Origin of the sequence: Tolypothrix bouteillei VB521301, from assembly GCF_000760695.4 — a bacterium.
GTDB classification, from domain to species: Bacteria; Cyanobacteriota; Cyanobacteriia; order Cyanobacteriales; family Nostocaceae; genus Scytonema; species Scytonema bouteillei_A.
Window position 1 is genome coordinate 3,744,689 of sequence record NZ_JHEG04000001.1, and the last position, 15,291, is coordinate 3,759,979.

Below are 15,291 nucleotides of genomic sequence, written 5' to 3' on the forward strand. Positions count from 1 at the left end.
TTACATACCTAATGAGGGTTCGCTTTCTACGACAAGTCCGTCATTACCATTGCCAACAGTTAGTTCCTGTTCTAAATATTTGAGGAAAGTTTGCAACTTCATGCGCTCTATGTAAGGCCAACCCCCCTCAGCTTCGATATTACGCAGCAGGGAATAGAGTGCTTGACGGTTATCAGGTAGACTTTGCTGAAAAGCCCCCTCTCGAATTTCTTGGTGTAACTGCTCGAGCTGGCGCAGTAAGGCTAAAAGGGAAATCGTGTCGCCTTGAGAATCCTGCACTGCATTGTTAACAGCAGTTGCGATCGCTTGCAGTTGGGAAGACAAGTTTGTTGACAAATTGACTGACTCCGTTGCTTTGCCGTTGTGACTCATTGAAACCTCTGTTAGAAACCCTGTCAATCTTTGATTTAAAATCAATTTATCGCAGGTCGTTGAGTTGGACTATAAATCTACAGAGCGAGAATTGCTTTCACTTTTTCGCTCCCCTTTTATAGTACCGTTCTATGCGAAAGAAACTTGACACATTTTACACACATATGTTGCAAGTGGGTGTTAACGACGTATTAAAAATAGGTTACAAAATCCACAACTAACCCCTGCCCTCTTCTAACTTGAAAAAGGCAGAAGGTAAAGACACCTTAAAAGACTTGCGCGTACACCGTAGCTCCTTTAAGGAGAGGGAGGGTGGAAGGGTGACATTTGCCGAACTCGTGTTACTTTATAGCCTTCTAGCTTCTCAGTAAAGATTTCAGAAAAGTACTCCAGCGATCCCAGCTTGTAGTTCAATATTAAAACGCTTTGATTTTGAGTTAAAAAAAATCGTATGATCTGGCTGATGATTTGCTAATTACCCATAAGACAGTGGGCTGTATGTAAAACTGTGGATTTTTCTGGTATCCTACAACCACACATCTTGTCAAGATGTTGTGCGCGGGCTATTTGGGATTTTTCCCCAGATAAAAGAAGGCTAAACGTTAAGCACATTTAGCGGTCAGTTTTACTACATAATTAATAATTTTTTACATTGAGGTTAACCATGAGGTTTCGCGCTTTAATTGTGGCAATCTTGGCTTTGTGCATGGGGTTTTTAACTGCTTGTAGTGAACCGTCTAGTTCTGCTACAGACTACTTAACCTATGACCAAATTAGAGGAACTGGTTTGGCTAACAAATGCCCTCAACTAGCAGAAACAAGTCGCGGTTCGATTCCTATCGATCCTAAAGGGGCTTATGCTATAAAAGAACTTTGCCTGGAACCAACCCAATTCTTCATCAAAGAAGAGCCAATCAATAAACGGCAAAAGGCAGAATATGTTGCTGGCAAATTGTTAACTCGCCGCACTTACTCTCTCGACCAAATTATGGGAGATCTAGACGTCAATTCCGATGGTAGCCTCACCTTTGTAGAAAAAGATGGTTTTGACTTCCAAGCTGCCACTGTTAAACTTCCTGGCGGTGAAAGCATACCCTTCTTATTCACTGTTAAAGGTTTGGTTGCTCAATCACAACCGGGCTTAAGCAGCATCAATACCTCCACGGATTTTGAAGGGACTTTTAAAGTTCCGTCTTATCGTGGTGCGACTTTCCTCGACCCCAAAGGTCGCGGTGTTGCTAGCGGTTATGATAACGCCGTAGCTCTTCCCGCTCAAGCAGACGATCGAGAACTGGTAAATGCTAACGTCAAGAGAACTGATGTTTTAAAAGGTAAAATCTCTTTGCAGGTAGCAAAAGTAGATAATGTTACCGGTGAAATTGGCGGTACTTTTGAGAGCGAACAACCTTCAGATACAGATTTGGGTGCGAAAGAACCTGAAGAGGTTAAAATTCGCGGTTTGTTCTATGCTCGGCTTGAGCCTCGTGCCTAGTTCCCTGTAAAAATAGGGACTGAGGACTAGGGATTGGGAATTAGGGAGACTGACGATTGGAGTCTGGGGAAAACTCTAGATTTCGATCGCCACTGTCTAGTTTCCAATCCCTTGCTGTTTTAAGCTATCGTGTATGCAATTTGCACCCTTCTGACTTGGGAAAAATGAGCTAAACCTCCCCCGCTCTCCCTTTCCCCCTCTCCCTCTGTGTCAAATCAGAAAATGAAAAGCAGCACAGGTTATACTCATGGGGACAATTCCGATTCCCAGTCTGACTGTGCTTTCTTGGAAAAACATTTTAGTGTTAATTATAGTAATTCAGTATAATTTCGGTTGGTATTTTTGTAGCAAATTTTCTATTTTATTTCTATGTAGTTTTTCAAAAACTACCAATCATACCAAAGTTAACTAAAAAACCAAGAATCCATCGTATTTAAATTAAGCCGCATTGTTCGGTCGCCTTTGGTGCGCGTGCTGTTACAAAAGCCCAAACCTATTGGAGAACAATGTGCAGACAATACCATGTCTGGCGACAAGCTGCTATCTTGACCGGAAGCCGCCCCTTGTCGTCTGCTTGTTAGTGGCTATAAGAGTCTCTGACTTAAGAGACTCCAAGTAGGCTACAAAGGCTGAGTTTCCAGACACAATTGCAGCTTAGTTTAACAACGAGTACCCAACTTTTTATTAAACAAATTAATGCGGTGCTATGCCAACTACAGTCACCAATGAACTGAAGCATGAGATTTGGCAGTTGTTGCGAGAATACCAACTGTCTGGAAGCGCTAGTGTTCGCAACCAGCTGGTACAACTGAATTTTGGACTTGTGAGAAAAGAAGCTCATTACTGGATGAATCAGTGTCATGAAAGTTATGAGGATTTGCTCCAAGTAGGATGTTTGGGCTTAATTCGGGCTATTGAAAGATTTGAAATTTCCAAAGGACACGCTTTTAGTTCCTTTGCAATTCCCTATATTCGTGGTGAAATTCAACACTACCTTCGCGATAAAGGTGTGACTGTACGAATTCCCCGGCGATGGTTGGCTCTACAACAGCAAGCCATAGGAGTTTCGCGTTCTTGGCGAGAAAAATACAATCGCCAACCAACTGATTCTGAGTTAGCAGTAGCATTAGAAATTTCTTTAGACGAATGGCAGGAAATCAAACTAGCTTGGGCTAATCGCGCTCCACTTAGCTTGGATGTACCCGTGCAGGATGGAGATGAAGGAGCTACTTGTTTGGGAGAATTAGTTCCAGATAATCGCTACCGCAGCTTTCAATTAGCACAAGAAGACCAAATTCGCTTGCAACAAGCTCTCGTACAGTTAGAAAACCGGACTCGGGAGGTGTTGGAATTTGTGTTTTTACAAGATTTAACGCAGAAACAAGTGGCAGAACGTCTCGGTATCAGTGTAGTCACTGTTTCTCGAAGGGTGAAAAAAGGGCTGGATGTACTGAAAAACCTAATGACAGTGGCAGAAGACTAAGATCCTACCTGTGGTCTTTGAAGAACACTCAAGTATTTAAAGAAACTCTTGCATTGCGGAAAGTTAGGTTATAACGGTATCACACTTTGCCTTGAATCTAAACGTCAAGCATGTTGATTTCGAGAAATAGCAAATAACTTTTGAGAACGACTCATGGTCAGAAAATTAACAATCGCAATAGCAGCTATTCTAGCTCTAGCGATCGCCTCCTGTTCTTCAGAGGGCACACAGGAATCTACCAATCCCTCCACGACGCCTGAAGCGACAGCGACAAACAATCCTGCAAATCAAGCAGCTACCTCACCTGTACCGTCTAAACCAACAGGCAAACCAGCCTTTTCCAACCCAGTTGTTGCGGCAAATCCTGCTTCACAAAATTTTCCAACATCTGCTAATTTAATTCAACCTACTAATGGTTTACAACGGCAAAGTTTAGTCGAGAAAGGACGTAACGATCCGTTTGAACAAATTACAAGTTCGTACCCTACAGTAGGCTCTAGTGGAAGAGTTGGAGGAGGAGTAAGAGTGGTGCCTACATTGCCTCCTCTGCATTCTGGGAAAAGCTTTCGAGGTAAAGCACTCGGAAAATCAGGAACGCTATTGATTCGACCCAAAATTAATACCTTGAAGAATCAGCCCAAAAAGAAACTCAATACCACTGCGATCGCAAATGGTACAATTCCAAAAGCCAAGCAGAAACCACCTACTGCTAGAGTGCTGCCGAAAGTACTACCCCAGGTTGTACCCAACCCTGGTTTAACAGCTATGGCACCACCTCCACCACAACCAGAATTAGCCAGAGCAGTTGTTGTTACAGGTGTAGTTCTCATTGGCAGAGAACCTCAAGCAATTATTAAAGTCCCAAGCGAGCCAACAAGCCGATACGTACAAGCAGGACAGAGATTGGCAAACGGAGTGTTAATTAAACGGATTGAGATGAACGAAGGCTCGGAGCCAATCGTAATTTTGGAACAATATGGTATAGAAGTTGCCAGAATGGTAGGAGAAGGAGCTGAGAAGGACAAGCAGGCACCCACAGCATCCATTGGAAGCCCTATGTCCTAGCAGTCTCATCTCTAAACTTGTTCCAATTAAAGCTCAGTGAAGATGGAGACAAAAGAAAAAGTTGAATTTGCTGGTTTACCTTTAGCCGTTTATCGAGAGGTAGCAGCGCATTTGCGTCAAGTGGAAGGGATAGAAATCGGTTTAATTCCCCAAACATCGCAAGAGTTTGATTACAATCAAAGCCAAATTGGTGGCTTGTGGATTGAATATACTTCAAGCTCTAATTTGCAAACCAGGCAAAGAGTTCAGCAAATTTTGACCTACTATCAGAACCAACACGGGGATGAAATATGAAGAATGAAGGATGAAGGATGAAGTAAATCCCATAAATCCATTAAGGGGCACCAGTCAAGGACGATTCGCCTTGATTGTTCTCCAATCATAAATTTTTTGGAGTAAAAATGGGATATATTTCTCTCTCAATAATTATTTTTTCATCCTTTATCCTTTATTCATAATTCTTATTGGCTATGTTTAATAAACAATTTGTCAAAAAACTTGTTGTTGGCGATTTTACGTGGCAGCGATTCGTGCGATCGCTCATATTTATATATGCTTTCGTTAATGTTTATGTTTTCTTACGTGCTGACAGCATGATATTTCTTCCTCAATCCTCTAGCTATCAGGATACAAAAGAAATTATCAAGCTAACCAGTACAAATAAAACAAAACTTTCAGCGATTTATTTATTTAATCCATCTGCTAAATATACAATTCTTTACACTCATGGGAATGCAGAAGATTTAGGAGATATTCGCTCGATACTGGAGAGATTGCAAAGCCTTAATTTTAGTGTGTTTGCCTATGATTACCGTGGCTATGGGACAAGTGAGGGAAAGCCTACAGAACAATATGCATATGAAGATATTGATACAGCTTACAATTATTTAACTCAACAGCTAAAGATATCACCGAGTCAGATTGTTGTTTTTGGACGGTCTGTTGGAGGTGGTTCAGCAGTCGATTTGGCAGCACGAAAATCTGTTGCAGGTTTAATTGTAGAAAGCACTTTTATTTCAGCATTTCGAGTCGTTGTACCTTTTCCAATTTTGCCCTTTGATAAGTTTGCTAATCTTGAAAAAATCAAAAGGGTCAATTGTCCAATTTTGGTTATGCATGGAAGAGCAGATGAGACAATTCCTTTTTCTCATGGAGAAAAACTCTTTGCGGCTGCCCCTTCACCAAAACTTTCTTTATGGATCGACGAAGCAACTCACAATGATTTTATATGGGTAGCTGGGGAAAAGTATGACAAGACTTTAGGAGCTTTCATCAAATTAGTAGCAGAAAATCAACAGAGAAAAAAGTAAAGCACAGGGTGGGGAGTGCCAACCCTTTTAATATTGGTTCACTCCCCACCTGAGAGGATGAGTTGAATTTTAGAGTCGAAAGGGAGTTACAAAGAACTTCTCAAATGTTCCTCAGAAATCCATGCTCCATGAAACCCATAAGGAACTCGCTGGGGAAGTAACACTCGTGCTACAGGCTTACCTGTCATATCTTGGGCATCAACAATCACTAGTTCCGAAGCATCTTCACTAGTATCATAAACAAAGGTGACAAGCCAGCCATCATCTTCAGCAGTCGCGCCAGGACGGGGTGCAAATACAGCTTCACCACCATAACGCCCTTCTCCAAATTTATGGGTTTCAGACTTACCGGTGTTAAAATCGTACTTGATGATACCCTCAAATAAAGGAAGAGGATCTTTGGCAGTTTTGTTAGTGTAGCCGTATCGCGTTTTGTGTCCCAACAAATTCTCATTGATGCGCGGAAACTCTGATGCTACATCATCAAGCATTTCTTCACTAACCGTACCAGTACTGAGATTAAATCGCCATTTGTACAAGCGTGGAATATCTGCTTCTGGATCGAATTGTGAGTCATCTGAACCCAAAACTGTAGAAGAACTCATGCGACAAGCAATGAGTACAACTTCATCTCCATCTTCGTAAGCGTTTAGGGTATGGAAAACATAACAAGCAGGGCTTTCAAACCACCGTATGTTCCTGTTATCTCCAAATCGGGGAACGATACCAAAACGGCTTGGTTTATCTGGCTCAAACATTATCCAAGGTTTTCCCTTTTGCATCCTTTCCCCACTAAAAGTCATGGGTAAATCCATGAAAATTGTGTAGTGCTGGGTAATAGCAAAATCGTGCATCATCACTGGCTGCGGGATGTCAATCGGGACTGTCCGCAGTAACTCACCTTCTGCTGAAACTACCCCGTATTGCAGGTAAGGTGATATAAAGGAGTAGCCAAAAAACATCATTTCGCCTGTTTTTGGATCGACTTTGGGATGTGCGGTAAAAGAAGAAACGAGTTTACCCTTGTAAGTATATTCCTCAATAGTTTCTAAATTGGGAACTTGAATGGCATGAGGAGCCCCACCTTCCCAGAGTGCCAGTAATTGACCGTTATGCCAGATAAGAGCCGTGTTAGCAGTATTTCTAAATAAGTTCTCGGAAGAATTTTTTGCCCGTTTTTCTAACAAACCACTGCTATTGGCTTTACCCGCTTCATGCTCTACTTGCCACTTCTTGGTTCGTATGTAGCGATTGCAGTAAGTTGCTTTGCCATTGCTAATCCTGACTCCATGCAGCATTCCATCACCATCAAACCAGTGATACTGCCCGATGGGTTCCCATTGAGGGTTAGGACCGTTGCGTACAAATATTCCTGACAAATGAGATGGTAGTTTCCCCTTGACTTGTAAAGTACTCGAAGTAATTTCTGTTTGTACTGGAGCAAAGTTACCGCTCAGAAAAGGGTTAACTCTTGTTGTTACCATTAGACTTGTCCCAAGTCGAAGTGAATTTGTTTACTATGAGCCTAACTCTTTATTTCCTCCGTCACGGGCAGACTGAGTGCAGTCGTAATAATATGTTTTGTGGTTCGATTGACCCAGAACTAACTACGGATGGCTTGTCTATGGCAAAGTCTTTTGCCGATGCGTACAAATCTACTCCTTGGACGGCAATTTTTTGCAGCCCAATGGGGCGCACTGTGGCAACTGCAAAACCTTTGTGTGATGCTATAGGGATGGAACCAGAACTGCGTTCGGGGTTAAAGGAAATTCATTACGGCAAGTGGGAAGGTAAATCTCCAGAAACTGTCAGTTCGGAATTTCACGATGATTATATCCGTTGGTTGGCAGATCCAGCATGGTATGCCCCAACTGGTGGGGAAATGGCTGTCGCGATCGCATCTCGTTCTACGCAGGTTATTGAGGAAATCAAACAGCGATACAGTGAGGGGAACGTTTTAATTGTTTCCCATAAGGCTACTATCAGAATTATATTGTGCAGTCTTTTGGGAATTGATGTAGGGCGCTTTCGCTACCGTTTGGGATGTCCGGTTGGGTCAGTGAGTATTGTAGAATTTGGCTCCCACGGACCTTTATTAAAGGCGCTAGCCGATAGGACTCATTTGGATGAGCGATTGCGCCATTTACCGGGGACTTAAGATTGGAGTAAAAATGCAATTATGTATTTGAGTTGAGGAACGAAACCCAACATCCACCAACATATCCATACCGTTGTTCCCTGGTTAAACCAGGGAACGCAATTTTTCTCAGGAGGCGGAGCCTCCCGTAAGGCATTCCCAGGCGGAGCCTGGGAACGAGAGTGATGAGGTTTTATTCTGCTGATTGTGGCAGATTTTTCAAGTACTCGGAGAGGGCTTCATTGACCAAATGAGTCATGGGCTTGCCTTGACGTTGAGAAACTGCCTTCAATTGGGTATAAACCTCTTCATTAAGGGTAATGCGACGGCGTGTTTTGCTTGCTGCTGTCGTTGTATTAGCTATGGCTACGACTTGACGCTCGCTCTCTTCTGTAATTGGTGCGGTTGTAGAATCTGCCATTGCTTCAACTAAACCATCGCTATCGTCTGTAATGTCATCTGACTTCACAGCCGTTTCTGATTCGTATAAAGCAGCAAACTCTCGTATGGCATCAAATCCAACGCGATCGCAAAAATCCCCAAACTTCTCTTCAGCTTTACGCTGCTGTTTGAAGTAAACAAAAATTGGTTCGAGTTGGGTTTCTAAATTGTTAATATGCATCCGTTCCATATAAGGAACTGCTAGCCTTGTTTGATTTGGTGAACCTCCCAACCAAACTTGATAGGATTCTGGGGCGCTACCCACAAAACCAAGTTCTGCCATGTAAGGACGAGCACAACCATTGGGGCATCCTGTCATCCTTACTACAAAATGCTCGTTTTGTAAACCAACTTTATTTAAAAGAGTGCGAATCCGATCCAATATTTCTGGAATGACTCGTTCTGACTCTGTTACAGCCAAGCCGCAAGTAGGCAAAGCCGGACAAGCCATTGAATAACGCACAATCGGGTCGATTTTACTGAGGTCAGCAACAACACCATAACGGCTGAGAATGTCTTGAATTGCTTGTTTGTTTTCCGGTTCTATATCATAAAATATGACGTTTTGATGGGGTGTTAAGCGGATTGGCAACTTATAGTGCTCTACTATTTCTCGCAACGCCGTTTTCAGTTGAAAATTCCCTTCATCTTTAACCCGACCGTTGTCGATGGAAATACCTAAGAACAACTTGCCATCACCCTGTTCGTTCCATCCCAAAAAGTCATAGTACTGAAACTCTGGCAACGGTTTAAAAGCTTGTAAAGATTTGCCAAAGTATTTCTCAACCATGGAGCGAAACTTATCCACACCCCAATCATGAATTAAGTACTTGAGCCTAGCATGACGGCGGTCAGTGCGATCGCCATAATCTCTTTGAGTGGCAACGATCGCCTTCACAATATCGTAGGCATCTTCCTTGTCTACATAACAAATTGGATCTGCCAGTCTTGCAAAAGTTTCTTCTTTATTATGAGTCCGTCCCAAGCCACCACCTGCAAAGATATTAAATCCTTCTAACTCTCCTGCTGTATCGGTGATGACAACCAAGGTCAGATCTTGGCTGTACAAATCAATTGAATTATCTCCTGGAACTGTGACACAAACTTTAAACTTGCGCGGCATATAGTACGTGCCGTAGATGGGTTCTTCTTTATCATGGAAGATTGTTCCCGTGCCATTTTTTTGTCGCGCTGTTTTCACCTCTGGGTTTTCTTCAGCACTGAGAGCCATTTCACCATCGAGCCAAATCTCATAGTAAGCACCGGTTTGAGGTGCTAGCAAATGAGCAATGCGATCGGCGTACTCCCAAGCATATTCGTACTCAGGTTTATTCTTAAAAGGTGCTGGAGGTGCCATCACGTTGCGATTGAGGTCACCACAGGCTCCGAGGGTAGAACCCATGCTGTTGATAATGGAGGCGATCGCAGCTTTGAGGTTTTTCTTTAAAATGCCGTGCAACTGAAAACCTTGACGAGTGGTAGCTCGCAACGTGTGATTTCCGTATTCATCAGCTAGCTTATCTAAAGCTAAATAAAGCTCTGGCGGAACGAACCCACCCGGATTTCTTGTCCGCAGCATGAACTGGTAGTCTTTTTCCTGCCCCTTGACTCGATTATCACGATTATCCTGTTGATAAGAGCCATGAAACTTGAGAATTTGTACTGCATCTTCACTAAAGTGAGTTGTATCCTGAAGTATTTCAGTTGCCACAGGTTCGCGCAAAAAGTTACTGCGTTCCTTAAGGGCTTCTACTTTGGAAGGCTTGCGGCTTGTGGTCGGGGAAGGAGCAGATTTAACCATTGGAGTAATAGAAAATTACCTATATGCGTCACAATATGCCGAAGCGGGAACTAATATGCACCCTTACGGCTATTTATATCCACAAAATCCGAGCGAGATTTAGAGGATTAGTACGATTTTAACACGGCAAAAAGCTGAGTTTATGAGTGGTGCAACACATCAATAAACCCAGCAACATTACTTATACTATGTTTATGTTCCAATTTTTTAGGAATATTTAGAGGCGCTAACTTTTACCCCCTCACTCCTCTAACCCCCAGCCCTTTATTTGAAGCGATAGCCCAAACCACCGTTGATGCTAACAGCAGAAGCAGGGCTATTTTCGTAAGCATTAACACCTACAGTAGCATTGCTATAGATCAGAAAGTTTTTACCAACCTCAGATTCAACGCCAGCGACTAAAGCCACTCCGTCGTCATTACCACTTGGAGTTGGTTTACCGTTAGCTTCTACAAATTGGTAACCTACACCTACATAAGCATTAGTGCCTTTAGCAATTCCCAAGTCTGCAGAAACATTGGGAATAATAGCACTCGTCTCGCTACTAAAGTTAACTTGACCGCGTGCAGAAAAAGGAGTATCACCTAACTTCAAACGACCAGTAACGTTACCTCCAAAAGTGGCAGCATCACCATTTTGTCCGCCGTTTGTTAGACCAGCAGACACACCAGCACCAACATAACTAGCATCGGTTCCTTTTTGTTTCTGAGGTTGAGCAGAAGCCTCACCAGCCGAGAGTATAACAGGTGCAATTACTATAGAGGACAGTGCAGAAATTGTCACAAAAGACTTGAGTAACCGTTTCATAAAACCTACCAATTTGTCTAGGTATTGCTTTTGCATTTAAGGTCGAAAAAGAAACAGAAAGGTTCCAAGAAATTTCTAAAATCTTTTAAGTAAGTCATAGTACTGCTATAGATTAATAGGACTAATTTTTTAGAAATTAATTTTATAAATAAAGCATTCTAATTACAAAAAAAGTTTTTAGCATCCGGAATGAAAAATCTACAGTAGACAGTTATTTTAGTGTCACATAATTTAGAGAAAATTAATCCATGAATTAGGACTGGTAATGCTTATTCCAATTGATTAGAAACGATTTCCAAAAGCAGTTTCCTCTTTGGGAGGCACCTTTTTCATGCTTAGCAGTGAATTTTTTATTAGATCTGCTTTGTAGATCTGCCTTGCAACGAAATTTCTCCGGGCTGCTGTCCTATGTTTTCACAAGAGGAGCAGCTCGCAGATTTGCAGACTTAAACAGAGCCACCGGAGCGAGTCGCAGGAAATTGAGTTTGGTTTTAAGGTAATATGTTCATATGGGTATAAATTGCACTTTTAAAATCAAGCGCACGGCTGCAAGGCATTAGGCTCTTGCAAAGACTCCTACTGCTGATGGATCTTAGGGATTGCAGTAATGACATAAAGAAGGATCTGCTTGTTGTATTCCATCTGGAAACATCACATCTTTCAAAAATCCACATTTTTGACATTTATAAGTAACAGCAAGAGTGATTTCCGTGGGTGAGTGACAGTATGCACAAGGTAACCCTATTTTCCTAGAAAAGACATCAAACCCAGGAAAGTCGCAATTAGGGCAAGTATTCTGAATTTTGTTAATTAAGTCACGTGTTGCTCTGACAATATTTGTCATCCTTGTAGGGTTATAAAGAGCACGCATATCCGTTTCTATGGAAATTTTACCAGTCTCAGAACGCTTTAAAGCAAATGTGACTGCTTCTACAAGTTGTTCCGTTGTGTTAATGCCTTTGATAATTTCTTCTTGATTTTTAGGTGAAGGATGAACCATAACGACCAAAGCGTGTTCCGGAAAGCCAGCTTTTTCAGCAAACTCGTGAGCTTCTTGGATGTTTTTGATAATAGAATGGTTGAAGTTAGTTTCAATAGAAATTGCTTGACCAATAATTTCTATTTCATTTGTTTTATCTAATAAAATAACAATTTCTCGATTGCATGGAACGAACGGATTACTTGGATGGGGACCAAATGTACCTTCACTTGCTAAGGCTAACGTTTCATTCGTAACAGACAGTGCTGTTTCTGCTTTCACTCTTGCTGCTTCGATTTGGTTTCCTACCCTTTTGACATCTCTTGTGAATGTACCGAAGCGATCCGTATCAAAATCTTGTGGAACTATGACTTTGACGCCTAATTCTTGTTCGACAATGGGAGCGATCGCTTTCTCTTTATGATGCTTGGTAGCTAGTACTGCCACTCGATTGTCAAATAGTAAATGTTTTTTCATATTTGTGCCAACTTAAACACAACGTAACTCTCAATGGCATCAATGCTCTTTTGCTTCCAACAAATATAGTAATTCCAAATCATTGACGGTATTGCTGGGAAACTAGATCCTCAATTGCTTAAAAAATTTAGGGATTTGAGCTTTATTAAGTTTTGTCCATAGATCCAAATCAATACCTTTTATAAATAAATCAATTAATGTCTATCGTATAATGTATAGTCATTTATTTTTTATAAAACTTAATACATTCCATCATAAAAACCCTATAGATGCTTATATACAGGTCGATGGCATCATTCTGAAGACAGAGATACATCAATGAATATCTATGATTGTCATTAATTTATATTAATACAATAGACTACTCAGACCTAGAGAAGCATTTAGGTAAGGTTTTTCTTATGGTAAAGATATAAGATTTTTTTAATAATCAGGATTGAAAATTAACAAATTGTTTGAAAAAGGTGATAAGTTTATCTACAACAGATAATTCAATCGAAATGCAACCACATAATTAACATCCTTGAGTTTGAGCTAAGTTTCAAATCACGAATAAATAGTTTTTTTGAGCAAGGGATTTCTTTGTTCCACTACTGTATGGCTGCAATTAAAACTAATTGAAATTGACACAGGAAAAGTTTATGGCTGAATTTTCTCGACGCAAATTTTTATTAACTGCTGGAGTTTCTGCTGCTGGTTCTGTATTCTTAAAAGGATGTTTGGGCAATCCTCCTGAGCCTGGTGGTACGGCAAATCAAGCACAACAACCTGTTGCTACAAATGCCACAAATGTCAGTGCAGGAGATGCGCCAGAAACTACAACAGTTAAACTTGGATATCTTCCAATTATTGAATCAGCACCTCTCATCGTTGCAAAGGAGAAAGGTTTCTTTGCCAAACATGGAATGACGAATGTTGATTTATCCAAACAGGCAAACTGGGGTTCGGCAAGAGACAACGTAGAAATTGGAGCAGCAGGAGGCGGAATTGACGGCGGTCAATGGCAGATGCCCATGCCTTACTTGATTTCTGAAGGCCGCATTACTAAGGGCAATAAGAAAATTCCGATGTATATCCTCGCTCAATTAAATACTCAAGGCAATGGTATTGCGATCGCAAACAAGCATGTGGGCAAAGGCATTGGCGTACAAATTGCTGGAAAGGAAACATTTTTTGCTCAACTGAAATCGGCAAACTCTACTTTCAAAGCTGCCTACACCTTTCCTGCGGTCAATCAAGATTTTTGGATCCGCTACTGGTTAGCAGCATCAGGTATCGACCCAGACAAAGATGTTCAACTCCTAACAGTTCCTGCAGCGCAAACAGTTGCCAACATGAAGACAGGAACAATGGATGCCTTTAGTACTGGCGACCCCTGGCCTTACCGAATTGTGACAGATAAGATTGGATTTTTAGCAGCGCTAACAGCTGAAATTTGGAAAAATCATCCAGAAGAATATTTGGCAATGAGAGGGGATTGGGTTGACAAAAATCCAAAAGCGACCAAAGCTTTACTTAAAGGTCTCATGGAAGCGCAGCAATGGTGCGATAACTTTGATAACAGAAAAGAATTAGCTCAAATCCTTGCAGGAAGGAGTTACTTTAACGTCCCTGCAGCCGTTTTGGACGAGCCATTTATGGGTAAATACAACACGGGTGATGGTCGCACAATTGATGATAAAAAAATGGCGGCGTATTACTGGAAAGACGAAAAGGGTAGCGTTTCCTATCCATACAAGAGCCATGACCTCTGGTTTTTAACAGAGAGCGTGCGTTGGGGCTTCCTACCAGTAGATACATTAACAAATGCCAAAACACTTATAGATAAAGTAAATCGCGAAGACTTGTGGCGCGAAGCTGCTAAAGAATTAGGTGTAGCAGCGGCTGATATTCCCACCAGTACATCCCGTGGTGTTGAAGAATTTTTTGATGGTATCAAATTTGATCCTGAAAATCCCAAAGCTTACTTACAGAGCCTAAAGATCAAGAAAGTGAGTGTTTAGCAGTCAGTAGTTTAGTGGAGCAACAAGCAACCACTAACTCCTAACAACCAACAAGCAATAAATAGAGGAGAAAATCAATGGTAACGTTACCAAGACGCAATAACGCTACTGCTCAAAATGTCTGGTTGTCCAGGCTGCAAAAGCAGTTTCCCGATCTCATCCCACCAGCAATTGCGATCGGAGCCTTTCTAGTTGTGTGGCAATTATTTACTTGGATTCCCGGAGCGACACTACCAGGACCAATTCAAGTCATTCAAGATACATGGATACTAATTCTGTATCCTTTTTACGACAAGGGTGGTATAGATAAGGGCTTATTTTGGCAAGTCCTTGCTAGTTTACAAAGGGTTGCGATTGGTTATTCGCTAGCGGCGATTATCGGTATTACTTTAGGCATTGCCCTCGGAATGAGTCAATCATTATCGAAAGCTTTAGATCCAATGATTCAGTTATTCCGTACCGTACCACCTCTGGCATGGGTGCCAATTTCTCTGGCTGCTTTAAGACAAAATGAACCTGCGGCTCTCTTCGTTATCTTTATCACAGCAATTTGGCCTATTTTAATCAATACAGCAGTTGGGGTTAAGCAAATTCCTCAAGATTACAACAACGTCGCTAAAGTTCTGCAACTTTCTCGCAAGGAATATTTCATTAATATCCTGATACCTGCTGCTCTTCCCTACATTTTTACTGGTTTGAGAATTGCGATCGGTTTGGCTTGGTTGGCAATTATTGCAGCAGAAATTATCATGTCAGGGATTGTCGGAATTGGCTTTTTCATCTGGGACGCTTATCAAAATAACAACGTCAGTGAAATTATTTTGGCTCTCGTTTATATCGGTGTTATTGGTTTAATCCTAGATAAGTGTATGCTGTGGCTGCAGTCAAGAATTTTGCCAGAAGAACAAAGATAAGGGTGGCTAA

The 15,291-nt window shown here is 41.6% G+C and carries 13 protein-coding genes; 8 read left to right on the top strand and 5 right to left on the bottom strand.

The genetic code is table 11. The features are described from left to right. Positions 1-372: a hypothetical protein gene (locus HC643_RS14785; protein ID WP_038074710.1), complete on the bottom strand. Its 372-nt coding sequence runs from the start codon at positions 370-372 to the stop codon at positions 1-3. A 664-nt stretch (positions 373-1,036) separates the two neighbouring features. Between HC643_RS14785 and psbO the strand changes: the two genes are divergently transcribed. The 5 genes from psbO (at position 1,037) to HC643_RS14810 (ending at position 5,722) form a co-directional block, all read left to right on the top strand. Next, positions 1,037-1,864 (top strand): photosystem II manganese-stabilizing polypeptide, encoded by an 828-nt coding sequence (gene psbO / locus HC643_RS14790; RefSeq protein WP_038074709.1) that lies wholly within the window; start codon positions 1,037-1,039, stop codon positions 1,862-1,864. A 706-nt stretch (positions 1,865-2,570) separates the two neighbouring features. Next, positions 2,571-3,347, top strand: a complete 777-nt coding sequence (locus tag HC643_RS14795; RefSeq protein ID WP_038074707.1) for an RNA polymerase sigma factor SigF — start codon at positions 2,571-2,573, stop codon at positions 3,345-3,347. Between the two features lie 153 nt (positions 3,348-3,500). Further along, the gene (locus HC643_RS14800; RefSeq protein WP_038074706.1) at positions 3,501-4,412 is read left to right on the top strand and encodes a hypothetical protein; all 912 of its coding nucleotides are present in this window, start codon (positions 3,501-3,503) and stop codon (positions 4,410-4,412) included. 42 nt (positions 4,413-4,454) lie between these two features. Next, entirely contained in the window at positions 4,455-4,706 is a 252-nt protein-coding gene (locus HC643_RS14805; protein ID WP_038074684.1) for a hypothetical protein, read from the top strand. Positions 4,707-4,882: 176 nt separating this feature from the next. After that, positions 4,883-5,722, top strand: coding sequence for an alpha/beta hydrolase (locus tag HC643_RS14810; protein ID WP_038074681.1), 840 nt, complete (start codon positions 4,883-4,885; stop codon positions 5,720-5,722). A gap of 86 nt (positions 5,723-5,808) precedes the next feature. Here HC643_RS14810 and HC643_RS14815 read toward each other — a convergent pair whose 3' ends face one another. Beyond that, the gene (locus HC643_RS14815) at positions 5,809-7,206 is read right to left on the bottom strand and encodes a carotenoid oxygenase family protein (RefSeq protein ID WP_038074680.1); all 1,398 of its coding nucleotides are present in this window, start codon (positions 7,204-7,206) and stop codon (positions 5,809-5,811) included. 35 nt (positions 7,207-7,241) lie between these two features. Between HC643_RS14815 and HC643_RS14820 the strand changes: the two genes are divergently transcribed. Then, positions 7,242-7,880: a histidine phosphatase family protein gene (locus tag HC643_RS14820; RefSeq protein WP_050045802.1), complete on the top strand. Its 639-nt coding sequence runs from the start codon at positions 7,242-7,244 to the stop codon at positions 7,878-7,880. Positions 7,881-8,052: 172 nt separating this feature from the next. On the opposite strand, the gene sir is transcribed toward HC643_RS14820, so the two are convergent. From sir to HC643_RS14835, 3 genes are all read right to left on the bottom strand, one after another. Then, positions 8,053-10,101 carry a sulfite reductase, ferredoxin dependent gene (gene sir, locus HC643_RS14825; RefSeq protein WP_038074679.1) on the bottom strand — a complete coding sequence of 683 codons (2,049 nt, stop codon included), beginning with the start codon at positions 10,099-10,101 and terminating at the stop codon, positions 8,053-8,055. Positions 10,102-10,365: 264 nt separating this feature from the next. Beyond that, positions 10,366-10,908, bottom strand: a complete 543-nt coding sequence (locus HC643_RS14830; RefSeq protein ID WP_038074848.1) for an outer membrane beta-barrel protein — start codon at positions 10,906-10,908, stop codon at positions 10,366-10,368. A 592-nt stretch (positions 10,909-11,500) separates the two neighbouring features. After that, a complete protein-coding gene (locus HC643_RS14835; protein ID WP_038074677.1) occupies positions 11,501-12,364 on the bottom strand; it encodes a DUF6671 family protein in 864 nt (287 codons plus the stop codon). 641 nt (positions 12,365-13,005) lie between these two features. Between HC643_RS14835 and HC643_RS14840 the strand changes: the two genes are divergently transcribed. Then, entirely contained in the window at positions 13,006-14,367 is a 1,362-nt protein-coding gene (locus HC643_RS14840) for a CmpA/NrtA family ABC transporter substrate-binding protein (RefSeq protein ID WP_038074676.1), read from the top strand. Positions 14,368-14,444: 77 nt separating this feature from the next. Next, positions 14,445-15,281 carry a nitrate ABC transporter permease gene (gene ntrB / locus HC643_RS14845; RefSeq protein ID WP_038074673.1) on the top strand — a complete coding sequence of 279 codons (837 nt, stop codon included), beginning with the start codon at positions 14,445-14,447 and terminating at the stop codon, positions 15,279-15,281. Positions 15,282-15,291: the final 10 nt, after the last annotated feature.